Below are 25,165 nucleotides of genomic sequence, written 5' to 3'. Positions count from 1 at the left end.
GGACCAGGTGAGGCGGACGCCAGAACCGGGTGACGCGGACGTCAGGACGAGGTGACGCAGACGTCGAGTGAGGCCAACGTCACGACCGGGTGAGATCGACCTTCGCCGCGATCGGCAGATGATCGCTGCCGGTCTCGGGCAGAGTCCACGACGTCACCGGCTCGACACCCTTGACCATGATCTGGTCGATACGGGCCATGGGGAACGAGGCGGGCCAGCTGAACCCGAAGCCACTGCCGGCGGCACCCTGCGTGGAGCGCATCTGGGACGTGACGCCGTTCAGCGCGCGGTCGTTCATCGTGCCGTTGAGGTCACCGAGCAGGATGACCTTGCCGAGCGTCTCGTCGGCGATGGCCTCCCCCAGCGCGTCGGCGGAGGTGTCGCGCTGGCTGGCGGTGAACCCGGCGTGGATCTTGACCCGGACCGACGGCAGGTGCGCGACGAACACGGCGACATCGCCCTGGGGCGTGGCGACCGTGGTGCGCATGGCGCGCGTCCAGCCGAGCTTGATGTCGACGGGCCGCGTCCCGCTCAGCGGGTACTTGCTCCACAGCCCGACCGTGCCGGCGACGGAGTGGTACGGATACGTCTTCGCGAGGGCCTGCGCGTAGACGGGCACGGCCTCGGCCGTCAGCTCCTCCAGGGCGACGACCTGCGCCCCGGAGGCGGCGATGGCGTCGGCGGTGCCGGTCGGGTCGGGGTTCTCCGCGTTGACGTTGTGCGTGGCGACGGTCAGGTCGCCGCCGCTCGCGGTCTTGTCGGTGAGGAGCCCGCCGAAGAGGTTGAGCCAGACGACGGCCGGGACCAGGACCGCGATCAGAGCCGTCGCGGACTTCCGTACGACGGCCAGGACCAGCAGGACGGGCACGAACACGCCGAGCCAGGGAAGGAACGTCTCGGTGAGGGAGCCCAGGTTTCCGAGGGTGTTGGGGATCTGCGCGTGGAAGAGCATCACGAGCGCGACCAGCACGGCCAGCACCGCGAGGATCGCTCCCCGGCGCCAGATCCCCCGGTCACCGCGCCATCCGCCGGTCAGGCGGCGCAGCGGGTCTCTGGAAGGCTGGTGCCCCGCGCCGCCGCCACCCGTTTCCGTCCTGAACCCCTGCGCCATACCGTCGTCGCCTCACTGCCCTGCCGTGCACACCGACCTCGCCCTGAAACCCTAGGCGATGATCGGCGCCCTCCTCGCCGTCCACGACGGCCGTACGGGCACCAGGACGAGCGCAGCGGCGCCCGGGGTTCCGGATCGGCGGCACGCATGGGGCCTCTGTGACGAAACGCGCACATTCAGTCCACTGGCCCCGCAGCTTCAGTCCGGTGGCCGCAGCCCGTTGAGCGCGCAGTCGACGATCGTCTCGGAGAGGTCGTCGGCGAGCGGCGCGTCGGGCCGGATCATCGTGCGCAGCAGCATCGGCCCGACGATGAGGTCGTTGATGAGCTCTATGTCGACGCCGGCGCGCAGCTCACCGTTCTCGACGCCGCGCCGCAGCACGTCGAACATGACGCGGCGGCGCGGCTCGATCACGGTGTCGTGGTACGCGTCCCAGAGCTTCGGCAGGCTCTTCATCTGCGCGAAGACGTTGTGCAGCAGGGCCGAGGAGCGCAGGGAGACGCCGCGCCTGCGCTGGTGCTCCAGCAGGCTGATCAGGTCGTCGCGCATGGAGGTGCCCGGCAGCTCGGGCTCGGGCTCCTCCATGATGCGCAGGACCTCGACGAAGAGTTCCTCCTTGCCGGACCAGCGCCGGTAGATGGTCGCCTTGCCGACGCCGGCGGTGCGGGCGATCCGCTCGATGGAAAGGTCGGTGAGCGGGACGCCGTCCTCGATCAGCTTGAGGACGCCCTCGACGATGGCCCGCTCGACGGCCTCGCTGCGCGGGCGTCCCCGCACCGCGCGTCCCGCATCCACGTCCACGTCCACGTCCGCTCCGCCTCTCCGCCTGCCCGCCGCCTTGCGCAGCGACGATTGTCTCAGCAGGCCACTGTGGCCCGCCCGGACCGGCGCGGGTCAGCGACCCGCCCCGACCGCCTCCTCCCTGCTCTCCTCGGCCGTCGTCCGCGGCGGGCGGCCCGGCAGGAAAATGAGCGTGACGACGGCGCTGAGCAGCGCGATACCGGCCCCGCACAGGGCGGTCACGTGCATGGCGTGCAGGAAGGAGTCGTTGGCCGCGCCGACCAGCGCGTCGCCGCGCGGGCCGAGCTTCGCCGCCACGCCGAGGGTGGCCTCGATGGACTCGCCCGCCGTGTGCCGCAGTCCGGCGGGCAGCAGGCCGAGCTTGTCCTCGATGCCGTTGCGGTACGCGGTGGACAGGACGGAACCGAGTACGGCGATGCCCAGGGCGCCGCCGACCTGGCGGAACGTGTTGCTGAGCGCGGACGCGGAGCCCGCCTTCTCGCGGGGCAGGGCCTGCATGATGACGACGCTGGTGGGGGTCATGACGTGCGCCATGCCCGTACCCATGAGGAAGAAGATGACTTCCAGGATCCAGATGGGCGTGTCCGCGTCGAGGACCACGAACGCGGCGAGCATCGCGCCGAGGATCACCAGGCCGCCGGTCGTCGTGGCGCGCACTCCGAAGCGGTCGACGACGAGCCGGGCGCGCGGCGCGAAGATCAGCTGGGCGGCGGCGAGCGGCAGCATCAGGAGGCCGGTCTGCAGCGGCGAGTAGCCGCGCACGCTCTGGGTGTAGAAGACCGAGAAGAAGGTGACGCCCATCAGCGCGAAGAAGACGAGCGCGATGGCGGCTATGGCCGCGGAGAACACCTTGTTCTTGAAGTACGTGATGTCGATGGACGGGTGGTCGCTGCGCTTCTCGTACAGGACGAAGCCGACGAGGACGACGAGTCCGGCCGCGATGGTCAGCAGGACCGCCGGGTCCGTGAAGTCGGCGAGCTGGCCGCCCTTGATGATGCCGTAGACGAGCAGGACGAGGCCGACGACGGAGAGTGCGACGCCCACCAGGTCGACACGGCCGGGCTTGGGGTCGCGAGAGTCCGGCACGAGGGCCAGCATCAGGACGACCGCGATGATCACGATCGGCACGTTGACCAGGAAGACCGAGCCCCACCAGAAGTGGTCGAGGAGCACGCCTCCGGTGATGGGGCCGATGGCGATGGCGATGCCGACGCCGCCCGCCCAGATGCCGATGGCCTTGGGCTGCTCGTCCCGCTCGAAGACGTTCATGAGGATGGCCAGCGTCGCCGGCATCACGAAGGCGGCGCCGATGCCCATGACCGCCCGGAAGATGATGAGCTGGACCGGCGAGCCGGACTCGGCGGCGAGGGCGGAGCCGAGGCCGAAGACGACGAGGCCGAAGACGAGCACCTTCTTGCGCCCGAGCCGGTCACCGAGCAGACCCGCGGTGAAGAGCAGTCCGGCGAAGACCAGTGTGTAGGCGTTGATCGCCCACTCCAGCTCGCCCTGCGTGGCGCCGAGGCCCGCGGGGGCCGGGGTCGAGATCGTCTTGATCGCGACGTTCAGGATGGAGTTGTCCAGCACAACGATCAGCAGGCTGAGCATCAGGACGCCGAGGATCGCCCATCGGCGGCGGTGCACAGCCTCGGGTATGCGCGGCGGTGCGGGAACGGCAGGAGTGGTCATGCCGGTCAGACTAGGGCAGTTTCGATACGAGACCGTCTCGTATTGGAATCCCTTAGGAAGACTTTACGAATCCGACGGGCGACCCCCTCGCGGGGTGACCCGACCGGCCCCCACCCCCCTAGCCATTCCTCGGCACGCGGTGCCACCATGGAGGGGATCCGGGGACGCCGTGAGGGCGCCTCGAGACAACAGAAGGAGCCGTTGCGATGACGCAGCTTTCGGCTGCCCAGAACAACCCCGACAGCAGCAACAGCGGCAGCAAGGCGCTGTACGGGGGCAAGAGCAACCGGCGCATCACGGTGCGCGACATCACGCTCGCCAAGGAACGCGGCGAGAAGTGGCCCATGCTCACGGCGTACGACGCGATGACCGCGTCCGTCTTCGACGAGGCCGGCATCCCGGTCATGCTCGTCGGCGACTCCGCGGGCAACTGTCACCTCGGGTACGAGACCACCGTGCCCGTCACCCTCGACGAGATGACGATGCTCTCGGCCGCCGTCGTACGGGGCACCAAGCGTGCCCTCATCGTCGGCGACCTCCCCTTCGGCTCGTACCAGGAGGGCCCCGTACAGGCCCTGCGGTCCGCGACGCGCCTGGTCAAGGAGGCCGGGGTCGGCGCCGTGAAGCTGGAGGGCGGCGAGCGGTCGCTGGCCCAGACCGAGCTGCTCGTGCAGTCCGGCATCCCGGTCATGTCCCACCTGGGTCTCACCCCGCAGTCCGTGAACACGATGGGGTACCGCGTCCAGGGCCGCGGCGACGAGGACGCGCACCGGCTGCTGCGTGACGCCAAGGCCGCGCAGGACGCCGGCGCGTTCGCCGTCGTCCTCGAACTGGTCCCGGCCGAGCTGGCCGCCGAGGTCACCCGGTCCCTGAACATCCCGACCGTCGGCATCGGCGCGGGCCCCGAGTGCGACGCCCAGGTCCTCGTGTGGACCGACATGCTCGGCCTCACCGGCGGCAAGATGCCGCGCTTCGTGAAGCAGTACGCGGATCTGCGCGGCGTCATGGGCGAGGCGGCGAAGGCCTTCGCGCAGGACGTGGTCGGCGGAACGTTCCCCGCGGAGGAGCACTCGGTCCACTGACGGGACCACCACCTGAACCACAGCGGCACCACAGCAGCTCGCCGATCTTCCCCCGTCGGCGGGCTGCTGCCGTCTCCGCCGCCCTTCCGTACCGCCACTGCCCGCACTGCCCCCGCTGCCCGTCTGTCGCCGTTCTGTAGGTGCCGTACACGGGGCTGTCGGCCGCCTGTCGGTGGATTGTCGGTGGCACCTGGCACCTTGTACCCCATGACGCGAATCGACAAGAAGACCTCACACAGTGACGTCGGCGGCCGGACGGCCTCCGTCACCGTGCGGGGGCTGGTCAAGCACTACGGCGAGACCAAGGCGCTGGACGGCGTGGACCTGGACGTGCACGAAGGCACGGTCATGGGTGTGCTCGGTCCGAACGGCGCGGGCAAGACCACGCTCGTCCGCTGCCTGTCCACCCTCATCACCCCCGACTCCGGCTCGGCGTTCGTCGCCGGGTACGACGTGACGAAGCAGCCCCGGCAGCTGCGCCGCGTGATAGGGCTCACCGGCCAGTACGCCTCGGTCGACGAGAAGCTCTCCGGCCGCGAGAACCTGTACATGATCGGCCGCCTCCTCGACCTGTCCCGCAAGGAGTCCCGCTCCCGCGCCGACGCGCTCCTGGAGCGGTTCTCCCTCACGGACGCCGCCACGCGCCCGGCGAAGACGTACTCCGGCGGCATGCGCCGCAGGCTCGACCTCGCCGCGTCGATGATCGGCAGCCCGGCCGTCCTCTACCTGGACGAGCCGACGACCGGCCTCGACCCCCGCACGCGCAACGAGGTGTGGGCGGAGGTCAGGCGCATGGTCGACGACGGTGTCACCGTGCTCCTCACCACCCAGTACATGGAGGAGGCCGAGCAGCTCGCCAACGAGCTGACGGTCATCGACCGCGGCAAGGTCATCGCGGGCGGCGCCATCGACGAGCTCAAGGCGAAGGTCGGCGGCCGCACCCTGCGCATCCGCCCGGCCGACCCGCTGGAGCTGCGCCCGCTGGCCGCCGCCCTCGACGACATGGGCCTCACCGGCCTCGCCACGTCGACGGTGGACGCCGAGGCCGGCGCCGTCCTGGTCCCGATCCTCAGCGACGAGCAGCTCACCGCCGTGGTCGGCGCGGTCACCGCGCGCGGCATCACGATCGGCTCGATCGCCACCGAACTGCCCAGTCTGGACGAGGTGTTCCTGTCCATCACCGGCCAGAAGGCCAGTGCCCCGCAGGACGACACCCGTACCTCCGAGCTCGAAGGGGCCGCCGTATGAGCGCCACCACGCTGACGCCTCCCCTCGACCTCGAGGCCGACTCGCGCATCTCCCTTCGCTCCCACATCCGTCACACCGGCGCGCTCGTCCGCCGCAATCTGCTGTGGATCCGCCAGGACCCGGAGTCGATGTTCGACGCGGTCCTGATGCCGATCGTCTTCACGCTCCTGTTCGTGTACGTCTTCGGCGGCTCCATCGGTCAGGCGCTCGGCGGCGGTCAGGACCAGTACGTGCAGTACGTGGTCCCCGGCATGATGGCGATGATGAGCATGAACATCGCCATGGCCGTGGGCACGGGGTTCAACCAGGACTTCCAGAACGGCATCATGGACCGCTTCCGGACCCTGCCGATCGGCCAGGGCTCGGTTCTCTTCGCCAAGATCGTGGTGGAGCTGATGCGGCTCCTCATCGCGACGACGATCATGATGATCGTCGGCCTCCTGGTGGGCTTCGACATCACGAACTGGCCCGGTCTGTTCGCCGCCGTGGGCCTCACCGCCCTCTTCGGCACGTCCATCATGTGGATCTTCCTGGTCCTCGGCGTCGTGATGAAGAGCGCCCAGGCCGTGCAGGGCATGGGCTTCCTGGTCCTCATGCCGCTGCAGTTCGGTTCGTCGATCTTCGCGCCGACGCAGTCGATGCCGGGCTGGCTCCAGGCCTTCACCGACTACAACCCGCTCTCCTCGCTCGCGGACTCCGCCCGCGGCCTGATGGTGGGCGGCCCGGTCGCGCACGACGTGTGGGTGACGGTGATCTGGTCCGCGGTCCTCACGCTCGCGATGGCTCCGATCGCGATCCACAAGTTCCGCACGAAGAACTGACGTTCAGCACGACAGCCACTTCAACCGCGTTCGCGTCCCAGCAGGGCGGCGGCCTCGTCGAGAGACAGGCCGCCGCCCTCGGCGTACGCGGCGTCGTACTCCCGGTCGCCGATGGTCTCCCGGATCGCGGACTCAGCGGACGCGTAGGCTGCGCGCTCCAGGTAGGACCGCACATGCCGGGACGGAAGCTGCCCGTCGGATGCGCCCATCAGCCGGGCGGCGTCGAGGGCTTCGCCACCCAGGCTCAGGGCGCGGGCACCGGTGACCAGATGCATGGCGGGCATGTGCGGGGCGATCACCAGGGACAGCGGGTCGGTCGCCATCTCCAGGGCCTCGGTGACGCCGGCGAGGGCTTCCTCCGCGCGGCCGTCCTCCGAGTCGAGCCAGGCCTCCATCCCGACGACGAAGCCCCGGAAGACGACGAAGTTCATCGCCTTGAACTCCTCCTGGAGGAGCCGCAGTTGCTCACGCGCCTCGGCGACACGGCCGGTGGCACCGTAGCGCCCGGCCAGGAACATGCGGGCGGCGGGCCAGGCCTCGTTGGTATGGCGCTTTCCTGGGTCGAGGATGCCGAGAAGCAGCTCCTCGCCGCGCTCGCCTTCATCGCCCTCGATGAGGGCCTGCCCGAGCCGCGCGTTCAGGAGCGCCACCTGCGCCTGCGCGCCGAGGCGTTCCGCGCCCTCGATGGCGGCCGCGTAGTCGTCGGCCGCGGCGGCGTACGCGCCGCTGCGCTCATGGGCCTCGCCGCGCGCGGACAGCGCCTCGGCGACGCCCCACCGGTCGCCGAGCCGGGTGAACAGTTCGAGGGACTCGTCGGCGTCCCGGACGGCGTCACCCGCCCAGTCGCTGCGGTTGGCGAGGATGTTGGCCCGCAGCTGGAGCGTGAGGGCGAGCTCCCAGGTGTAGCCGAGTTCGCGGCAGGTCCGCACGGTGACGTCGGCTAGGTTCCACAGCGCCTCCATGTCGCCGCTCATCATCACCGCGTAGAACCAGAGGTTGCCCGGCGGGCGGCAGGTCTGCGGAAGGCCCGGACGGTACGCCTGCGCGATCTCGCGCAGCTTCGCGCTGCCCTCCTCGCTCTGCCAGGTCTCCATCTCCATGTCCATGTAGGCGAGACGCAGCAGATGCACCCCGCGCCGTGCCTCCACCAGCAGGTCCGGGCCGAACGGCGGCGGGGCGTCGGTGCAGCGCTCGTAGAGCGGGGGCGCTGGGTCCGCGGACGGGGTGAACGGGTCGGGGCCCAGCTCGGTGGCCTCGTGCGACCAGTTGCGGGCGTCGACGCGCAGGTCGCGCATCTGCCAGAACCAGGCCAGCGAGAGCACCAGGGAGAGGGTCTCCTGCTCGTCCCGGGCGGCGACGGCGTGCCGCAGGGCGGTGCGCAGGTTCTCGTATTCACGTTCCAGGCGGGCGACGGCGGCACGCTGGCCGCGGCCGCGCAGCTGCGGGTCGGTGGTGCGGGCCAGTTCGCGGTAGTACGTGAGGTGGGCGCGCTCGGCGTCCGTCCGGTCACCGGCCTCGTCGAGCCGGTCACCGGCGTACTCGGCGACGGTCTCCAGGAGGCGGTAGCGCATGGCACCGGCCCGGTCGCGGCCCTCGCCGTCCCCGTAGCCCCCGGTATCTCCGTAGTCCTCGGTATCTCCACAGTCCTCGCGCTCAGACTCGTCGCCACCCCAAGGGGCCGCCACCACAAGGGACTTGTCCACGAGCGAGCCGATCGCGTCGAGGGCGCCGGGGCCGCACACCGCCTCGGCGGCGGCCAGGTCGCAGCCGCCGCTGAAGACCGACAGCCGGCGCAGGACGGTCCGCTCCTCCTCGTCGAGGAGGTCCCAGGACCAGTCGACGACGGCGCGCAGCGTCTGCTGGCGGGGCAGGACGGTGCGGGCGCCCGAGGTGAGCAGGCGGAAGCGGTCGTCGAGGCGGTCGGCGATCTGGCGCGGCGTGAGCATCCGCAGCCGGGCGGCGGCGAGTTCGATGGCGAGCGGCAGTCCGTCGAGGCGCCGGCAGATCTCGGCCGCGGCCCGCTCGTCGTCCTCGACCCGGAACCCGGACCGCACGGCGGCGCCCCGCTCCCCGAACAGGCGCAGAGCGAACGGCTCCGGCAGCGGCTCCACCGGGTGCAGCAACTCGCCCGGGACGCCCAGGGGTTCGCGGCTGGTCGCGAGGACCGTCACACCGGGGCACCGGCTGAGCAGCTGCTCGGCGAGGCGCGCGGCGGCCTCGATCACGTGCTCGCAGTTGTCGAGGATCAGCAGCATGCGGCGGTGCTCGCAGTGCTCGGTGAGGCGTACGAGCGGATCCTCGCCGTGCCGGTCGGACGCGGCCCGCAGCTCCTCGGCGCCGGCGCCGCGCAGCACCGTCTCGCGCGCCCTGAGCGCCGTGACGACGGCCTCCGGGACGGCGTCCGGGTCCTCCACTGGCGCGAGCTCGGCCAGCCACACGCCGTCCGGTACGTCCATGCCCTCGGCGGCCTCCTGGGACAGCCGGGTCTTCCCGGCGCCACCCGGACCGAGCAAGGTCACGAGCCGCACACGTCCGAGGTCCTCACGAATCGCCCCGATGTCGCCGGCCCGGCCCACGAAGGAGGTGAGCCGGGCGCGGAGGTTGCCGGTGGGGGCGGGTCCTCTTACGGGGGTGGTGGGAGAGGTAGCGGGGATGGGGGTGGTGGGCGGAGCGGGGGTGGTGGGGCGCGGCGCCAGGAGGTCGGCGTGCAGTGCGCGCAGTTCCGGGCCCGGGTCGGCTCCGAGCCGCTCCGCGAGCTCGACGCGTACCCCCTCGTAGGCCGCCAGCGCCTCGGCGGTGCGGCCTGCGTCGCGCAGGGCTCGCAACCGCAGGGCCTGAAGCGGCTCGTCGAGCGGATGCGCGTCGCACAGCGCGGTCAGTTCGGGCAGGGCGGTCTCTGCCCTGCCCAGGGCGAGCGACGCGGCGAGCCGCGTGCGCCGGGCGCCGAGGTGGAGCGCCTCCCAGCGGGCGGCGTCCGCCGAGCGGTCCGGCAGGTCGGCCAGCGCGGGGCCGCGCCACAGCGCGAGCGCGTCGTCGAGGACGACCGCCGCCTTGCCCGCGTCGCCGTCGGCCAGCGCCCGTGCCCCGTCCCCCACGAGCCGCTCGAAGCGGAACAGGTCGATGTCCTCGGAGGCGGCCGCCAGCCGGTAGCCGCCGTCGAGGGACTGCACCGCGTCGGCGCCGATCGCCCTGCGCAGCCGCCCGACGAGCGCCTGGAGCGCGCCGCTCGCGTCCGCGGGCGGATCGGCGCCCCACACCTCGTCGGCGAGCACCTGCGGCGGGACGGTACGGCCGGGGCGCAGCGCGAGCACGGTCAGGAGGGCACGCAGCCGCGCCCCGCCGACGGGGACGGCCGTGCCGTCGTCGCGGAGTGCCTGTGTGGAGCCGAGGATGCGGTAGCGCACTGGCCCATTGTCTCCAAACCGGCGGCCTTGCCGCGCCCGGGTTTCCGCGGGAGGGCAGTCCCGGGCGTCGGACATGTGTTCCGGCGGCGCCCGGATACCTGTCAGGTACCCGGGCCAGGACGGGGGCCGTGGTGGCGTTTGCGTCGGTCTCGCGGAACCCGCGGCCTGCCCCGGGACGTTCCCCACAGACGGCACCACCGATACGGTCAGCCCGTCGACCCCGCACCCCAACAGGCCGCACGCACTCCGGGAGCCCTCCTCCATGACCACCGCCGCCACCCGTCGCACCGATCGCAGCGATCGCAGGATCAGCCCTGTCTTCCTCGGTATCGCCGCCGTCACCGGCGTCTCAGGCTGGGCCGTGTGGACGGACTTCGCCGCGCAGCCAGGCCTCGCCGTCTTCCTGTTCGTGACGGGCGCCTGGATCGTCTCGCTCTGTCTGCACGAGTACGCCCACGCGCGCACGGCGCTGCACAGCGGTGACATCTCCATCGGCGCGAAGGGTTATCTGACGCTGAACCCGCTGAAGTACACGCACGCCCTGCTGAGCATCGTGCTGCCGGTCATCTTCGTGATCATGGGCGGGATCGGTCTGCCCGGCGGCGCCGTCTTCATCGAGCGAAGCCGGATCCGGGGCCGCTGGCGGCACAGCCTCATCTCCGCGGCGGGTCCGCTGACCAACGTCCTGTTCGCCGTCGTGTGCACGGCGCCGTTCTGGCTGGACGCGCTCGACGGGGTGCCGGACACGTTCCGCTACGCGCTCGGCTTCCTGGCCCTGCTCCAGGTGACCGCGGCGATCCTGAATTTCCTGCCGGTCCCGGGGCTCGACGGCTACGGCGTCATCGAGCCCTGGCTGTCCCAGGGGGTCCGGCGGCAGGTGGAGCCGTTCGCTCCGTTCGGGCTGCTCGCCGTCTTCGGCATCCTGTGGATCCCGGGGGTGAACGAGGTGTTCTTCGACGCCATCCACGCGATTCTGCGCTCGCTCGGTGTCACCGACTGGGACACCTACTGGGGTCAGGAGTTCTACCGATTCTGGCAGGGCACCCCTGAGATCCCCGTCGTCACGCAGTAGGCGCGGTGGCGGCTGCCGCCTTCGCCTGCTTCTCCGCCTTGGCCCGGCGCGCGTAGTACCAGGTCATGTTCGAGGTGAGGCCCGCGAGCAGGACCCAGACGATGCCGAGCAGGCTGCCCTGCGCGAAGGCGACCACGGCCGCGGCAGCCGAGAGGACGCAGACGACTAGGGCGTACAGAGCGAGGCGGGGCATGGGGGTCGGCTCCTGTCGGACGGAGAGGTCGTACGCCGACCAGTGTCCCTCATGCCCCTCTTCCGGCTGCACGTCGGCTCCGCGTCAGCCACACGTCGGCTGTACGTCTGCGGCTTCGCGGCTGTACGTCTGCGGTTTCGCGGCTTCGGCGGTGCCCTGCCGGTTACACGTCGGTGACCCTCAGGCCCGCGTGCGCCTTGTAGCGGCGGTTCACCGAGATCAGGTTCGCGACCAGCGACTCCACCTGGTGCGCGTTGCGCAGCCGGCCCGCGAAGACTCCCCGCATGCCCGGGATGCGGCCCGCCAGCGCCTGGACGATCTCCGTGTCCGCCCGCTCCTCGCCCAGCACCATCACGTCCGTGTCGATCTCCTCGATCGCCTCGTCCTGGAGGAGAACGGCCGACAGGTGGTGGAACGCCGCCGTCACCCGTGAGTCCGGCAGCAACGCCGCGGCCTGCTCCGCCGCGCTGCCCTCCTCCGGCTTCAGCGCGTACGCGCCCTTCTTGTCGAAGCCCAGCGGATTGACGCAGTCGACCACGAGCTTGCCCGCGAGGGCCTCGCGCAGCGATTCGAGCGTCTTGCCGTGGCCCTCCCACGGCACCGCCACGATCACGATGTCACTGCGGCGCGCACACTCCGCGTTGTCCGCGCCCTCCACGCCCAGGCCCAGCTCGTCCGCTGCCGCCGCGGCGCGCTCCGCCGCGCGGGATCCGATGATCACCTTCTGGCCGGCCCTGGCCAGCCGGTACGCGAGCCCGCGTCCCTGGTCGCCCGTGCCGCCCAGCACGCCGACCACCAGGCCCGATACGTCGGGGAGGTCCCAGGGGTCCTTCGCGGGAGCCTTCGCCGGATCCTTCTGCACACTGTCGGTAGAGGTCATACGGTGACCTTACTCAGACCTGTCCGCCAGGAGCGCGTCGGCCGGGATCCGCCTGAACGTGATCGTCTCGTACGCGCTGAAGTCCCCTGTCTCGTAGAGGAGTCCGACCGTCGAGCCGTCGATCCGTACGAGGTCGGAGTAGGCCGCGGGCAGGCCGTCGACCGTGTGGGCGACCCGCCATGTCACGCCCTCGTCCTCACTCGCACGCACCGTCATCAGCGCCCTGAACCCGGGGTCCGCCGGGCCCGCGAACAGCAGCACCTCCCCCAGCCTCAGCAGGCTCCCCTCCACCACCGGGCCCACCAGGCCCGCCTGCGGGCGGAATGCCTTGACCAGGCTCTCGCCGCCGTCCCGCGACGTCGCATCCGCCCTTGTGCCCGGCGCGGGCGAGTCGTTGCGGGCGTTGAAGTACAGGCGCCCGTCGGCCAGTTCGACCGCGGTCGTCTCGTTCACGTTCACGTAGCCGTCCGGGTGGTCGTCCACGTAACCGAGCCGCCAGGTCCTGCCCCTGTCGTCGCTCAGCAGGCAGTGACCACCGTCGTACTTTCCCTCCGTGCCGGTGTCGCCTCCGGCGGGCGGGAGGGAGTGGTTGGCCGGTACCACCACTCGTCCGGTCTGTGTCTGGAGCGCGTGGCCCGGGCCTGTGGCGTACCAGCGCCAGTCCTTGTTCTTTGCCTGTGCCGTGATCTCCTTGGGTGCCGACCACGTCAGGCCCTCGTCGTCGCTGTGCTGCACCCAGACGCGGCGCCCGTCCTCGGGCTCGACCTCGCCTCGTCTGATCGCCGTTTCCGTGGCGCTTGCCGCGTTCCGTACGTGGACGATCAGGACCCTTCCCGTGTCCAGAACCACCGGCGCCGGGTTTCCCGCCAGGTCGTCGCCGTTCGCCGCCACGACCTGGAGCGGGTCCCAGGTGCGGCCGCCGTCCGTGGATCTCTTCAGGACCACGTCGATGTTCCCGTAGTCCTCCCTCGATCCCACTCGCCCCTCGCAGAAGGCGAGCAGCACGCCGGAGCGTGTCGTGACAGCTGCGGGGATCCGGAAGCTCGCGTAGCCCTCGCGCCCCGCGCGGAAGGGAACAGACGTCTCAGTCAGCACCCCCCATCTCTCCCCACCCAGAGGGAATTCCCGGTGAACTCGACCTGACGAGTGGACTGTTGCGGCAGTATGCGCTGGCATGGACGCCGTACGGGTCGCACTGCTGCGGGAAGTGCTCGCCGGGACCGAGTGGCTGGGCGCCGCGCGCCGCTTCGCCGGGGCGCTGCGGACCTCCGTGGTGCCGCATGGGGGTGGGCTGCTCCTCGTCGGCACGCCCGAGTACGAGCCGTGGCATCTCGCGGCGCATCTCGTGGACGAGGCCGCCTGGTCCGGCATGCCCGAGCTGTCGCCCACGCTCGTGCGGCACCGGGCGGGGGTCGGGGATCCGGCCCATCTCGCGGTGGGGCTCGGGCGCATCGAGGCGGCCCGGCGGGGCGAGACGCTGCTCGTTGTGGCTCCTGGGGCTCCGGGTGAGGAGTTGCTGGAGCGGGTGCATGACGCCCGTCGGGCGGGGGCCACGGTTCTGGCCATCGACTCGGGCGACCGTGATCTGCACGCCATGGCCCATGAGGCGCTCACCCCCGGGCCCGATCTCGACCTCGATACGGCGCAGCACCTCGTCAGCGCTGCCGCGGGTGAGAATCCCGTCGGTGGTGGGGTCCGGGGGCCACGGCGTCGCTTCCGCGATCGGCTGTCCCGTCTCGCGGATCATCTGACTTCGCCGCCGCCCGCGGGGTGGTAGCGGGCGTCGCTTGAAGGGGGCTGGTGGGCTCGGGTGCGCTTTTGGGTGCCGGTTCGGGGGCGGTGCGCTCAGGTGCGTTTCTGGGTGCGGGGCCGTGGGGGCGGCCAGCCTGTACGTGGGTCAGTGCTGGGCGCCCCCTGGCGGTGTCAGGTTTTGTCGTCCTCGCCCTTGGCGTCGTGCCACTTGGGGTCGGTCTCCCACTCGAGGTTTCGTTCACGCGCCGTCTCCATCGCCTGCTCCGCCTCGGTGCGCGACGCGTAAGGGCCGAAACGGTCCTTGTTGGGGCACTCCGGCCCCTCTTCGACCTTCTGGTGCTCAAGGCAGTAGTACCACTCGCCGGGCTTCCCGACGGTCCGCCTCTTGAACAGGGCCATCTGTGGCTCCTCTCGCCATGACCATGGTCCCCCACAGCCGCTCGATACACTCGCTGGCATGTCTGGTCAGTCGCTGCTCGTACCAGGGGAGCTCTCTCCCATTCGTTCCGTACCCGGAAACATCCGGCGTCCCGAGTACGTGGGCAAGCCCGCGCCGACGCCGTACAAGGGTCCGGAGACCCAGATGCCCGAGACGGTCGAGGCCATGCGTCTCGCCGGCCGGATCGCGGCGCGGGCGATGGCGGAGGCCGCCAAGGCCATCGCGCCCGGCGTGACCACGGACGAGCTCGACCGCATCGCGCACGACTATATGTGCGACCACGGCGCGTACCCCTCGACCCTCGGCTACCGCAACTTCCCGAAGTCGCTGTGCACCTCCGTCAACGAGGTCATCTGCCACGGGATCCCCGATTCCACCGTTCTGAACGACGGCGACATCATCAACCTCGATGTCACTGCGTACATCGGCGGTGTGCACGGTGACAACAACGCCACGTATTTGGTCGGTGACGTCGACGAGGAGTCCCGGCTTCTCGTCGAGCGGACCCGTGAGTCCCTCGACCGCGCCATCAAGGCCGTCCGGCCCGGGCGTCAGATCAACATCATCGGGCGCGTCATCGAGTCGTACGCGAAGCGCTTCGGGTACGGGGTCGTGCGGGACTTCACCGGGCACGGGATCAACTCGTCGTTCCACTCCGGCCTGATCGTTCCGCACTACGACAGCCCGCACGCCACCACCGTCATCCAGCCCGGGATGACCTTCACCATCGAGCCGATGCTCACGCTCGGCACCCATGAGTACGACATGTGGGACGACGGGTGGACCGTGGTGACCAAGGACCGCAAGCGGACCGCTCAGTTCGAGCACACCCTTGTCGTGACCGAATCCGGCACGGAGATTCTCACTCTGCCCTGATCCGGTTCCGTCTCCTGGCCCGTCCCTGTGTGGGGCGGGCCTTTTGTGTTGCCCCGGCGGGTGATCGGGGTAGCGTTTTTACCGACAGGGTGTCGGGAAGGTGTTAGGTTAGGTAAGCCTAAGTTTAGTCGCCAGGAGGCTTCATGGATACGCCGTTCTCCATCCTGATCCGCACCGCCTCTCACGAGCAGCACACCGAGGCCGAGAGCACCACGTTCATGAGCGACCTTCTCGGCGGAGCCCTCGGCGTCGAGGCCTACGCCCGGTACACCGAGCAACTCTGGTTCGTCTACCGGGCGCTGGAGGGGGTGGCGGGGCAGCTGGAGGGGTCCGCTGTTGCCGGGCCGTTCATACAGCCCGAGTTGCTTCGGGTCCCTGCCATCGAGCGGGATCTGGCGCATCTGCGGGGGGCCGGCTGGCGCGACGGCGTTTCCGCCCTGCCGGCCACTCAGGCCTACGCCTCCCGCGTCGCCGAGTGCGCCCGCGACTGGCCAGGGGGCTACATCGCCCATCACTACACCCGGTACCTGGGGGACCTGTCCGGTGGGCAGATCATCCGCGACAAGGCCGAGAAGAACTGGGGCTTCGCCCGCAAGGGCGACGGCGTGCGGTTCTATGTTTTTGAGGGGATCGCGAATCCCGCCAGTTTCAAGCGCAGTTATCGCGCCCTGCTTGATGACGTTCTCGCCGATGATCTGGAGAAGCAGCGCATCGTGGCCGAGTGCAAGCGGGCGTTCGCTCTCAACACCGCCGTTTTCAAGGCTCTTGGCGAGGAGTTCAGCAGCGCTGCCTGATCAGGTGAGGCGGACCCTGCCGCCCACTTCGATCCATCCGTCGGGCTGGGGTGCCGTGAGGATTTGGGAGCCTTTGCCCTGGCTGATGTTCAGGGCCCTGTTCAGTTGCGCCGTGAGCAGTAGTGCCGCCGCTCCCGTCGCCTCGTCCTCGTCGATTCCGTCGTTCCTGCCCGGGAACGCTCGGGCCCGTACCTTTCCCGCCGCCGCGTCCTCCCACGCCCAGGCATAGATCCACTCTCCCGGTGGGGGGAATGGGAGTTCCGCCACTTCCGCTGCCGAGTCGTACCGGCGCAGCGTTCGAGGCGGTGCCCACTCCGGTCGCGCCTCGATCCAGGTGAACTCGCCGTCCAGCCGCGTTCCCACCACGCCCGCGGGCGTGACCAGTTCGGGTACGTCGAGGAGCCAGGCCGTGCCTACGCAGGGGTGTCCGGCGAAGGGCAGGCGCGTGGTCGGCGTGTAGATGTCGATGACGCCGCGCTCGGGGTCGTCCACGAACACCGTCTCGCTGAAGCCCAGCTTCGCTGCCAGGGCCTGCCGGTCGCCCCTGTCGGGGACGTCGCTTCCTTCGCGTACGACTCCGAGCTCATTGCCGTGGTCGCCGTGAGGGCCGCAGAAGACTCGGAGCATGTCGTAGTCCGTCACCGGGACAGTCAATCATTCGGTGGGGAGAGGCGGGACTTTGCCTTTCGTTTGCCTGTTTTGGGGTCGTCCATGGGTCGCTTGTATCCGCGGCGCGACCGGCGCTTTTTCGTGAGAGGTGAATCACTGGACCCATGGGTAGCACTGAGGTAAGCCTCGGTTAAGTTAGGTCCGCCTCACTCACTGTGCCTCACCGTCTTGGAGCCCGCATGCGAGCCGTCCGACTCACTGTTGTCACCGCCGCCGCCACCGCGGCGACCCTGGCCGCCGTCACGGGCTGCACCCAGAAGAGCGACGCCAAATCCGGTGGCGACCACGTCGTCGAGGTCACGGCCACGGACGACAAGTGCGACGTCTCCAAGACCGAGCTCCCGGCCGGCCATGTCGAGCTGTCGATCGAGAACAAGGGGTCCAAGGTCACCGAGGTCTACGTCCTGTTCCCGGACGACCGGATCGTCAGTGAGCGCGAGAACATCGGCCCCGGCACCAAGCAGAAGCTCACCGCCGAGGTGAAGGCCGGCTCGTACGAGATCGCCTGCAAGCCCGGCATGAAGGGCGACGGCATCCGGCAGAAGGTGACCGTCACCGGCGGCAAGGCCGTCAAGCGTGACCCCCGCCTGGACAAGGCCGTCGCCGCCTACCGGACGTACGCGCAGGAGCAGGCCGACGAGACGCTGCCCAAGGTCACGACGTTCACGGACGCCGTGCGCAAGGGTGATCTGAAGGCCGCGCAGGCCGCGTACGCGCCGTCCCGTATCGGCTGGGAGCGCACCGAGCCCGTCGCCGAGTCCTTCGGTGACATCGACCCGAAGGTCGACGTCCGCGCGGACGGCCTGGAGGAGGGGCAGGACCCGAAGACGGACTGGACCGGCTGGCACCGCCTGGAGAAGGCGCTGTGGCAGGACAAGAAGATCGGCTCGCGGGAGAAGGAGCTGGCGACGCAGCTCGACAAGGACCTGAAGGACTGGCAGACCCGCGTCGGCAAGGCGGACATCACGCCGACCTCCATGGCCAACGGCGCCAAGGAGCTCCTCGACGAGGTCGCCACCGGCAAGGTCACCGGCGAGGAGGAGCGCTACTCGCACACCGACCTCGTCGACTTCAAGGCCAACGTCGAGGGTGCCGAGAAGGCGTACGACCTGCTCAAGCCCGTCGCCGCGGAGAACGACGCCGCGCTGACGAAGGAGCTCGACAAGCAGTTCGCCGCCCTGGACACGCTGCTCGACAAGTACCGCAAGGACAAGACCTCCTACGAGTTCACCTCCTACGACAAGGTCGGCAAGGCGGACCGCAAGGAGCTCTCGGACGCGGTGAACGCGCTCGCGGAGCCGCTGTCCAAGCTCGCCGCCGCCGTCGTCGTCAAGTAGCCCTCCGGATTCGCAGGTAAGGGGTCAGGGATGACGGACACCACGGCCGACGCCTCGGTCGGCTCGGACAACTCCCGTACGCCGTCGCGGCGTTCGGTGCTCGCGGTCGGCGGGGCCGGGATCGCGCTCGGGGCCGCCGCCGCGGGAGGCGCCGTCGCCGTCACGCGGACGGGCGACGATCCGCAGCCGGTCGCCGACTCGGGCGGCGCCGTTTCCTTCCACGGCGCGCACCAGGCCGGTATCGCCACCGCCGTCCAGGACCGTCTGCACTTCGCGTCGTTCGACGTGAAGACCGACGACCGCGACGAGTTCGTGCAGCTCCTGAAGGACTGGACGAAGGCCGCGTCCCGTATGACGGAGGGGCACGCGGTCGGCGAGGGCGCTTACGGCGGGCTGCCCGAGGCACCGCCGGACGACACCGGCGAGGCGCTCGGCCTCAAGCCGTCCCGGCTCACCCTCACCATCGGCTTCGGTCCGTCCCTGTTCGAGAAGTTCGGGCTCGGGGACCGGCGGCCGGAGGCCCTCGTCGACCTGCCGAAGTTCCCCGGCGACAATCTCGACAAGGCCCGCAGCGACGGCGATCTGTGCATCCAGGCCTGCGCCGACGATCCGCAGATCGCCGTGCACGCGATCCGCAACCTCGCCAGGATCGGCTTCGGCAAGGTCGCCATCCGCTGGTCCCAGCTCGGCTTCGGCAAGACGTCCTCGACGACTCCGGACGCGCAGACCCCGCGCAACCTGATGGGCTTCAAGGACGGCACCCGCAACATCGCCGGCACCGAGACCGCCCGCCTGGACGAGCACGTGTGGGTCGGCACCAAGGACACGGACGCCGACTCGGCCTGGATGGCCGGGGGTTCGTACCTCGTCGCGCGGCGCATCCGGATGAACATCGAGACATGGGACCGTACGTCGCTCCAGGAGCAGGAGGACGTCTTCGGCCGCGACAAGGGCGAGGGCGCCCCGGTCGGCAAGGCCAAGGAGCGCGACGAGCCGTTCCTGAAGGCGATGAAGCCGGACGCGCACGTGCGGCTCGCGCACCCCGACGCCAACGCGGGGGCGACCATCCTGCGCCGCGGCTACTCCTTCACCGACGGCACGGACGGTCTCGGCCGTCTGGAGGCCGGCCTGTTCTTCCTGGCCTACCAGAAGGACGTGCGCAAGGGGTTCATCCGCGTCCAGCGGAACCTGTCGCGCAGTGACGCGCTCAACGAGTACATCCAGCACGTGGGTTCGGCCGTCTTCGCCGTCCCGCCGGGCGTCCGGGACTCGGGCGACTGGTGGGGCCGGGCGCTGTTCTCCAAGGAGGCATGAGGACACGATGTTCGGCAACTATCTGATCGGTCTGCGCGAGGGCCTCGAGGCCAGTCTCGTCGTCTGCATTCTCATTGCCTATCTGGTGAAGACGGAGCGGCGCGACGCGCTGCGTCCCATCTGGATCGGCATCGCCATCGCCGTCGCCGTGGCCCTCGGCTTCGGCTTCGCGCTGACCTTCGGCTCGCAGGAGCTGACGTTCGAGGCACAGGAGGCGCTCGGCGGTTCGCTGTCGATCGTCGCCGTGGGCCTGGTGACGTGGATGGTCTTCTGGATGCGGCGCACCGCCCGGCATCTGAAGGCCGAGCTGCACGGCAAGCTGGACGCCGCGCTCCAGATGGGTACGGCCGCGCTGGTGGCGACGGCGTTCCTCGCGGTCGGCCGTGAGGGGCTCGAGACCGCCCTGTTCGTGTGGGCTTCGGTGCGCGCGTCGAACGACGGCACGCACGGGCCGCTGATCGGGGTGCTGTTGGGGCTTCTGACGGCGGTCGTCCTCGGCTGGCTGTTCTACCGGGGCGCGTTGAAGATCAACCTGGCGAAGTTCTTCACGTGGACCGGCGGCATGCTGGTGATCGTGGCGGCGGGCGTCCTCGCGTACGGCGTGCACGACCTTCAGGAGGCGCAGTTCCTGGGCGGTCTGTCCAGCAAGGCCTTCGACATCAGCGGCACGATCCCGCCGGACAGCTGGTACGGAACGCTCCTGAAGGGCGTGTTCAACTTCCAGCCCGATCCGACGGTCCTCCAAGTCGTCGTCTGGCTGCTGTACTTGGCCGTGACGCTCACGGTGTTCTTCGCGCCGTCCGGTTTCCTGTCCAGGAAGCCGAAGTCCGAGGCGCCTGCGTCCCGCGAGTCCGCCAAAGCCTGATCCGGACGCTCACGCCGCTCCCCTCCCCGATAGGGTTCGGGCCCGGGAAGGGGAAGGTGAAGACAACCGATGAGCAAGCTCCTCCGCAGGCCTCGTGGTCTCAGGAAGCCGGTGACGGCGGTGGCCCTCGCGACTGCCGTGGCGGTCACGGCGAGCGGGTGTGTGACGGTGCACGGGGAGCGGGAGGTCCTCCCGGCGGCCACCAAGGCCGAGGCCGCCCGCGCCCTGAAGGATTTCACCGCCGCGTACAACAAGGCCGACAAGGCGTACGACGCGTCACTCGACGAGGACCATGTGACGGGCGCGCTCGGCGCGATCGACGCGGCCAAGCTGAAGGCCGGGCACGTCAATCACCCCGACGGCAACCCGAACCACTCGGACCTGGAGCTGTCGGACGCCGAGTTCACCATTCCCAAGAAGGCTGGCTGGCCGCGCTGGTTCGTCGCGGACACCAAGGCCAACCGGGGCGGTGACTTCCGGTGGATGCTGGTCTTCACCCGCGGCGATGTGAACCGGCCGTGGCAGGTGTCGTATCTGACGCTCATGGCGCCCGGCGACGTCCCCGAGTTCAAGAAGGACAAGGACGGCTGGGCGCAGCCGGTGTCGGCGGACGCCGCGGGGCTCGCGGTGGCGCCCGGGGACATGAGCCGGAAGTACGCGACATATCTGAAGGACGGCGGGGACGGTTTCGCGCCGGGCCGGCACACGTCGCAGTGGCGGACCACGCGGGAGAAGAACGCGAGCCGTCCGGGTCTCGCCCGGCAGTACGTCGACGAGCCGATGGCGTCGGGCGACTACGCGCCGTTGGGTCTGCGGACCGCGGACGGCGGGGCGCTGGTGTTCTTCGCCACGCACCACTACGAGAAGCAGACGGCGTCCAAGGGCCTGAGCATCACGGTCGACAACGAGAACGTGAAGGCCCTGATGACCGGCGACGTGAAGCAGTCGCTGACGCTGGAGCGGGTCTCGAACCAGATCGGCCTCGAGCCGGCCGGCGGAGGCGACGTCGAGATACTGACCCGGCTCGAGGGCCTCACGGGCGCGAAGGGCAGCTAGGCCGAAGGGCAAGCCAGGCGCCCAAGGGCAGCCAGGCCTTGTCGGCGTAGGAGCGGCTGTGCGCCGGCCGCCCTGCGCGCGGGTGGGTCAGCCGCGTGAGGGCCAGGCCGCGGTGAAGTCCTTCTCCTCGCCCACGTAGCGCGCGCAGGCGTCGGTGAGGGCTTCGAGCAGGGTGAGCGGGTCGGGGAGCGGGTGTTCGAGGCCGCGCAGCCAGTCGACGGTCAGGTCACCGGGGAGCCGGGCGGGCGGCACGGGGACGTAACTGCCGCGGCAGTGCCAGCGCAGGCCGGGGTGCTCCTCCAGGGTCTCGGGGTGGCAGTCCAGCTCGCAGGGCCACCACTCGTCCTCGTCCTCGGGGGTGCCGCGGGTGGCGGTGAAGAAGAGCATGCGGTCGCCGCCGGACTCCGCGACGGGGCCGACGTCGATGCCTTCCGCCAGCAGGCGCTCCAGGGCCTCGCGGCCGGCCTCCAGGGGGACGTCGAGGACGTCGTGGACCATGCCGGTCGCGGTGATGAAGTTGGCCTGCGGCTGGTGCCTGGCCCAGCGCTCGATCTGACCGCGGTCCGTCGTGGACTGCGTCTGCCAGGCGAACGAGACGGGGTGTCTGCCGGGCGTGGGACAGCCGATGCGGCTGCACGAACACCGGTAGTCGGTGGGGTACGCGGCGGGTGCGAGCGGCAGTCCCGCGTCGGCCGCGGCCAGGAGCAGCGCCTCGCGGCCGTCGTCGCCCTCGGCCTCCTTGGGACGCCTGGCACGCAGCCACTGGGAGATCCTGCCCTGTCCGCCGGACCGGCGGCCGTACTCCGCGCCCATCAATCCCCTCACCTCGCCGTAGTACCGAGAAGCATGTCCCATGGTCGCACCATCCTGCGCCGCGGGTGGCCACAGTCCACATCCGGGGTACCCGGGACGATGCCGAGCGATACGAAGCGCGGAAGATAATCGGGTGTCATTAGCGGCTTTATGGGGATTTGCCCGCCTACCGTGGTCGGCATGGTCACACGGACTGCGCTGACGAGCCTCGGCGGGCTCCTGGCTCTCGCCCCGCTGGCCCTCTCCCCTCTCGAGTGGGGCGCCGCTCCCCTGACCGTCGACAGCCTCCGCGGCATCGTCTACACGGCACACCGCGGCGGTGCCCTGGAGGTCCCGGAGAACAGCATGTCGGGCCTGACGGCCGCCTACCGGCGCGGCACCGCGCAGGTCCTCGACTTCGACACCCGGATGCTGCGCGACGGCACGATCGTGGTCCTGCACGACCCGACCCTGGACCGCACGACGGACACGACGGGCCCGGTGAACAGGATCGACGCGCGGCAGTGGGCCCGTGTGCGGATGCGCCCGAGGGCCTCGCTGCCGGGCCGCTGGCGCGCCGAGCCGCTGCCGACGGCGGCCGAGGTGCTCGACCGGCTCGGCGGGCGCTCCGTGCTGATGGTGGAGGCGAAGGACCCGCGGAGCCTGGACGGGCTCTCCGCGATGATCCACCGCCGGGGCCTGACCCGGTCGGTCTTCGTGAACTCCAACGACCCGGACGTCGCCCTGCGCGCCCACCGCCTGGGCCTCACCGCGCAGCTGTGGCGCTCGAAGGTGCAGATGCGCACGGACCGCCCGGCACGCTGGGCCGGTTTCGTCGACCTGCTCGACGTGGACTACGAGGCGCGGGACGCCGATCTCGTCCGGGCCGTGCGGTCCGGGATCCCGCGGGTGTGGGCGCACACGGTGGACTCGCCGCGGCAGCGGGACCGGGTGCTGCGGCTCGGCTGCAACGGTGTGATCTCGGACGCGCCGGGCCTGCTGGCCCGCACCCCCGTCGTACGTGTGGGCGCGGGTCAGCGCGGGCCGATCCCGTAGAGGGCGTATTCGACGAGGGTGTCGGCGTAGGCGTGGTTCAGGGGGCCCGTACCCTGGAGCCAGCGCTGGGCGAGTGGGGCGGAGAACAGGTCGCGGGCGATGTACGGATCGACGTCGGCGCGGATCTGGCCGGCCTCCTGGGCGGCGCGCAGGCGGCGTACGTACAGCTCCAGCGAGGGCAGCAGGAGGCGGCCGACGAACTCCTCGCCGAAGGCCGGGTTGGCGACGCCCTCGGCGGCGAGGGCGCGGGCCGGGGCGTCGTAGCGGGGGTCGAGCAGCTCGTCGACCGTGGCGCGCAGGACCATCTTGAGGTCGGTCTCGATGTCGCCGGTGTCCGGGATGCCGTCCGCCTCCGCCCAGTCGCCCGCTCCGGCCGCCTCGGCCGCCTGGACGCCGAGGTCGATGAAGGCCTCCATGAGGACCTCCGCCTTGGAGGACCACCAGCGGTAGATCGTCTGCTTGCCCACACCAGCGCGGGCGGCGATGCCCTCGATGGTGGTCTTGGGGTAGCCGATCTCGCCGACGAGGGCGAGGGCGGCGTCGTAGATCGCGCGGCGTGAGCGCTCGCTGCGGCGGTTGGAGTCAGGGACGGTCTTCTGGGCCATGGCTCGAATGTAGCAGCGAACGAGGCGAGACGTACCGTCTCAACTCTCTTGACAAGACGCTCCGTCTCGCCGAGAGTAGACCTCGTTGACGAGACGACCCGTCTCGCTCCGGGTGGTTCAACTCCCGCCCGGGACAGCACCATTCGCATTCGAAGGGAGACCACGATGAGCCGAGGTGGATCCGGCAACATGCTGGGCGTCGGCGGCACGCGGAGCAATCTCTCCCGCAAGACCCTGCGCGGCGGCGGCCGCGGCGGCCGGGTCGGCGGCGGGCTCGACCCGCAGGCGCAGAAGCGGGAGCTGCTGCGCAGGCTCCGGGAGGAACGCGCGACGGGCGAGGCTTCGTGACCCGGTGAGAGCCGGGCCGGGGGCAACCACCCGTTCGGTGCACAGCGGTACGGGCTCCTCACACCGCACCATGGGCGCATCTGCCACTGCGGTCGTGAGGAGCCCTCATTGCCTGGTCGAAGCGCCACACCCCGGCGTTACCTGATGTGCCCACCGGCACACTTCGAAGTCACCTACTGCATCAACCCCTGGATGGACCCCGCAAAGCCGGTCGACGTCCCGCTCGCGCTGACGCAGTGGGAGGACCTGCGGGACCGCTACCGCTCGCTCGGCCACCACGTCGACGAGCTCGACCCCCTCCCCGGCCTGCCCGACATGGTCTTCGCGGCGAACGGCGCGACCGTCGTCGACGGACGGGTGCTCGGGGCCCGCTTCGCCCACCCCCAGCGCACCGCCGAGGCCGCGGCGCACCTGTACTGGTTCAGGGAGCGCGGCTACGCGGCGGTCCGCGAGCCCGTCCACATCAACGAGGGCGAGGGCGACTTCGCCGTCACCGCCTCGTACGTCCTGGCCGGGCGGGGCTTCCGCTCCAGTCCGCTCTCGCACGCCGAGGCCCAGGAGTTCTTCGGCCGCCCGGTCGTCGGCCTCGACCTGATCGACCCGCGCTACTACCACCTGGACACCGCGCTCGCCGTCCTCGACGACACGGCGGACGAGGTCATGTACTACCCGGACGCGTTCTCGCCGGGGAGCCGGGCCGTCCTCGAACGGCTCTTCCCCGACGCGCTGATCGCCACGGAGCGGGACGCCGCGGTGCTCGGCCTGAACGCCGTCTCGGACGGCCTGCACGTGCTGCTTCCGCAGGCGGCCGTCGGCCTGTTCGAGCCGCTGCGCGCCCGCGGGTTCGAGCCCCTCGGGATGGATCTCTCGGAGCTGCTCAAGGGCGGTGGCAGCGTGAAGTGCTGCACGTCTGAGCTTCGCGACCAGAAGATCCGGGCCTGACCCGGTTCGTGGGGTGCGGAGG

25 protein-coding genes are annotated in these 25,165 nt (G+C 70.5%); 14 read left to right on the top strand and 11 right to left on the bottom strand.

Translation table 11 applies throughout. The annotated features are described in order from the left end of the window. Positions 1-79: 79 nt before the first annotated feature. The 3 genes from ACIPWY_RS08505 to ACIPWY_RS08495 form a co-directional block, all read right to left on the bottom strand. Positions 80-1,111, bottom strand: coding sequence for an endonuclease/exonuclease/phosphatase family protein (locus ACIPWY_RS08505; protein WP_362899780.1), 1,032 nt, complete (start codon positions 1,109-1,111; stop codon positions 80-82). Between the two features lie 198 nt (positions 1,112-1,309). Continuing rightward, positions 1,310-1,918: a TetR/AcrR family transcriptional regulator gene (locus ACIPWY_RS08500; RefSeq protein WP_362899779.1), complete on the bottom strand. Its 609-nt coding sequence runs from the start codon at positions 1,916-1,918 to the stop codon at positions 1,310-1,312. Between the two features lie 87 nt (positions 1,919-2,005). Continuing rightward, positions 2,006-3,598: an MFS transporter gene (locus ACIPWY_RS08495; protein ID WP_401532501.1), complete on the bottom strand. Its 1,593-nt coding sequence runs from the start codon at positions 3,596-3,598 to the stop codon at positions 2,006-2,008. Positions 3,599-3,804: 206 nt separating this feature from the next. On the opposite strand from ACIPWY_RS08495, the gene panB reads away from it, so the two are divergent. From panB to ACIPWY_RS08480, 3 genes are all read left to right on the top strand, one after another. Further along, positions 3,805-4,680, top strand: a complete 876-nt coding sequence (gene panB / locus ACIPWY_RS08490) for a 3-methyl-2-oxobutanoate hydroxymethyltransferase (RefSeq protein WP_362899776.1) — start codon at positions 3,805-3,807, stop codon at positions 4,678-4,680. A gap of 207 nt (positions 4,681-4,887) precedes the next feature. Then, positions 4,888-5,928 (top strand): ATP-binding cassette domain-containing protein, encoded by a 1,041-nt coding sequence (locus ACIPWY_RS08485; RefSeq protein ID WP_362899774.1) that lies wholly within the window; start codon positions 4,888-4,890, stop codon positions 5,926-5,928. Beyond that, a complete protein-coding gene (locus tag ACIPWY_RS08480; RefSeq protein WP_362899772.1) occupies positions 5,925-6,749 on the top strand; it encodes an ABC transporter permease in 825 nt (274 codons plus the stop codon). Before ACIPWY_RS08485 ends, ACIPWY_RS08480 begins: the two co-directional genes overlap by 4 nt. Before the next feature lie 20 nt (positions 6,750-6,769). On the opposite strand, the gene ACIPWY_RS08475 is transcribed toward ACIPWY_RS08480, so the two are convergent. Further along, the gene (locus tag ACIPWY_RS08475) at positions 6,770-10,153 is read right to left on the bottom strand and encodes a BTAD domain-containing putative transcriptional regulator (RefSeq protein ID WP_401532499.1); all 3,384 of its coding nucleotides are present in this window, start codon (positions 10,151-10,153) and stop codon (positions 6,770-6,772) included. A gap of 262 nt (positions 10,154-10,415) precedes the next feature. Here ACIPWY_RS08475 and ACIPWY_RS08470 point away from each other — a divergent pair, with 262 nt between their 5' ends. Then, positions 10,416-11,225: a site-2 protease family protein gene (locus ACIPWY_RS08470; RefSeq protein WP_401532498.1), complete on the top strand. Its 810-nt coding sequence runs from the start codon at positions 10,416-10,418 to the stop codon at positions 11,223-11,225. Here the strand turns inward: ACIPWY_RS08470 and ACIPWY_RS08465 are convergent. The 3 genes from ACIPWY_RS08465 to ACIPWY_RS08455 all read right to left on the bottom strand — a co-directional run bounded on the left by ACIPWY_RS08465 (position 11,215) and on the right by ACIPWY_RS08455 (position 13,390). Beyond that, entirely contained in the window at positions 11,215-11,418 is a 204-nt protein-coding gene (locus ACIPWY_RS08465; RefSeq protein WP_362899766.1) for a hypothetical protein, read from the bottom strand. The two genes, ACIPWY_RS08470 and ACIPWY_RS08465, sit on opposite strands and share 11 nt — an antisense overlap. Before the next feature lie 163 nt (positions 11,419-11,581). Beyond that, a complete protein-coding gene (gene npdG, locus ACIPWY_RS08460; RefSeq protein WP_362899764.1) occupies positions 11,582-12,298 on the bottom strand; it encodes an NADPH-dependent F420 reductase in 717 nt (238 codons plus the stop codon). Positions 12,299-12,307: 9 nt separating this feature from the next. Continuing rightward, positions 12,308-13,390, bottom strand: coding sequence for an exo-alpha-sialidase (locus tag ACIPWY_RS08455; RefSeq protein WP_401532673.1), 1,083 nt, complete (start codon positions 13,388-13,390; stop codon positions 12,308-12,310). 82 nt (positions 13,391-13,472) lie between these two features. On the opposite strand from ACIPWY_RS08455, the gene ACIPWY_RS08450 reads away from it, so the two are divergent. Further along, entirely contained in the window at positions 13,473-14,075 is a 603-nt protein-coding gene (locus tag ACIPWY_RS08450) for a hypothetical protein (protein WP_383889016.1), read from the top strand. Positions 14,076-14,221: 146 nt separating this feature from the next. On the opposite strand, the gene ACIPWY_RS08445 is transcribed toward ACIPWY_RS08450, so the two are convergent. Beyond that, on the bottom strand, positions 14,222-14,449 hold the full coding sequence (locus ACIPWY_RS08445; RefSeq protein WP_401532495.1) for a hypothetical protein: 228 nt from the start codon (positions 14,447-14,449) through the stop codon (positions 14,222-14,224). A 58-nt stretch (positions 14,450-14,507) separates the two neighbouring features. Between ACIPWY_RS08445 and map the strand changes: the two genes are divergently transcribed. Together map and ACIPWY_RS08435 are read left to right on the top strand one after the other, a co-directional pair. Further along, complete coding sequence (map, locus tag ACIPWY_RS08440; protein ID WP_362899758.1) at positions 14,508-15,365, top strand: type I methionyl aminopeptidase; 858 nt, start codon at positions 14,508-14,510, stop codon at positions 15,363-15,365. 143 nt (positions 15,366-15,508) lie between these two features. Next, a complete protein-coding gene (locus tag ACIPWY_RS08435; protein WP_393698311.1) occupies positions 15,509-16,159 on the top strand; it encodes a heme oxygenase (biliverdin-producing) in 651 nt (216 codons plus the stop codon). Here the strand turns inward: ACIPWY_RS08435 and ACIPWY_RS08430 are convergent, their stop codons facing one another. Next, positions 16,160-16,801 (bottom strand): PhzF family phenazine biosynthesis protein, encoded by a 642-nt coding sequence (locus tag ACIPWY_RS08430; protein ID WP_393698309.1) that lies wholly within the window; start codon positions 16,799-16,801, stop codon positions 16,160-16,162. Positions 16,802-17,007: 206 nt separating this feature from the next. Between ACIPWY_RS08430 and efeO the strand changes: the two genes are divergently transcribed. From efeO to ACIPWY_RS08410, 4 genes are all read left to right on the top strand, one after another. Further along, positions 17,008-18,165 carry an iron uptake system protein EfeO gene (efeO, locus tag ACIPWY_RS08425; protein WP_383889028.1) on the top strand — a complete coding sequence of 386 codons (1,158 nt, stop codon included), beginning with the start codon at positions 17,008-17,010 and terminating at the stop codon, positions 18,163-18,165. Between the two features lie 30 nt (positions 18,166-18,195). Then, positions 18,196-19,479, top strand: coding sequence for an iron uptake transporter deferrochelatase/peroxidase subunit (efeB, locus tag ACIPWY_RS08420; RefSeq protein ID WP_362899750.1), 1,284 nt, complete (start codon positions 18,196-18,198; stop codon positions 19,477-19,479). Between the two features lie 7 nt (positions 19,480-19,486). Further along, positions 19,487-20,344: an iron uptake transporter permease EfeU gene (efeU, locus tag ACIPWY_RS08415; protein WP_393698306.1), complete on the top strand. Its 858-nt coding sequence runs from the start codon at positions 19,487-19,489 to the stop codon at positions 20,342-20,344. 69 nt (positions 20,345-20,413) lie between these two features. Continuing rightward, positions 20,414-21,400 carry a hypothetical protein gene (locus ACIPWY_RS08410; protein WP_362899746.1) on the top strand — a complete coding sequence of 329 codons (987 nt, stop codon included), beginning with the start codon at positions 20,414-20,416 and terminating at the stop codon, positions 21,398-21,400. An 87-nt stretch (positions 21,401-21,487) separates the two neighbouring features. Here ACIPWY_RS08410 and ACIPWY_RS08405 read toward each other — a convergent pair whose 3' ends face one another. Continuing rightward, a complete protein-coding gene (locus ACIPWY_RS08405) occupies positions 21,488-22,213 on the bottom strand; it encodes a bifunctional DNA primase/polymerase (RefSeq protein WP_362900088.1) in 726 nt (241 codons plus the stop codon). Between the two features lie 180 nt (positions 22,214-22,393). On the opposite strand from ACIPWY_RS08405, the gene ACIPWY_RS08400 reads away from it, so the two are divergent. Then, on the top strand, positions 22,394-23,248 hold the full coding sequence (locus ACIPWY_RS08400) for a glycerophosphodiester phosphodiesterase (protein WP_393698303.1): 855 nt from the start codon (positions 22,394-22,396) through the stop codon (positions 23,246-23,248). Here ACIPWY_RS08400 and ACIPWY_RS08395 read toward each other — a convergent pair. Continuing rightward, positions 23,227-23,853 (bottom strand): TetR/AcrR family transcriptional regulator, encoded by a 627-nt coding sequence (locus ACIPWY_RS08395; RefSeq protein WP_401532493.1) that lies wholly within the window; start codon positions 23,851-23,853, stop codon positions 23,227-23,229. The genes ACIPWY_RS08400 and ACIPWY_RS08395 overlap by 22 nt on opposite strands. Before the next feature lie 165 nt (positions 23,854-24,018). On the opposite strand from ACIPWY_RS08395, the gene ACIPWY_RS08390 reads away from it, so the two are divergent. Both ACIPWY_RS08390 and ddaH read left to right on the top strand, forming a co-directional pair. Next, positions 24,019-24,201, top strand: coding sequence for a DUF6243 family protein (locus ACIPWY_RS08390; protein WP_362899741.1), 183 nt, complete (start codon positions 24,019-24,021; stop codon positions 24,199-24,201). Between the two features lie 108 nt (positions 24,202-24,309). Further along, positions 24,310-25,143: a dimethylargininase gene (gene ddaH / locus ACIPWY_RS08385; RefSeq protein WP_393698301.1), complete on the top strand. Its 834-nt coding sequence runs from the start codon at positions 24,310-24,312 to the stop codon at positions 25,141-25,143. Positions 25,144-25,165: the final 22 nt, after the last annotated feature.

It is taken from the genome of Streptomyces sp. NPDC090032 (assembly GCF_044748025.1).
GTDB lineage: Bacteria > Actinomycetota > Actinomycetes > Streptomycetales > Streptomycetaceae > Streptomyces.
This window is presented reverse-complemented; position numbering and strand designations above follow the sequence as displayed.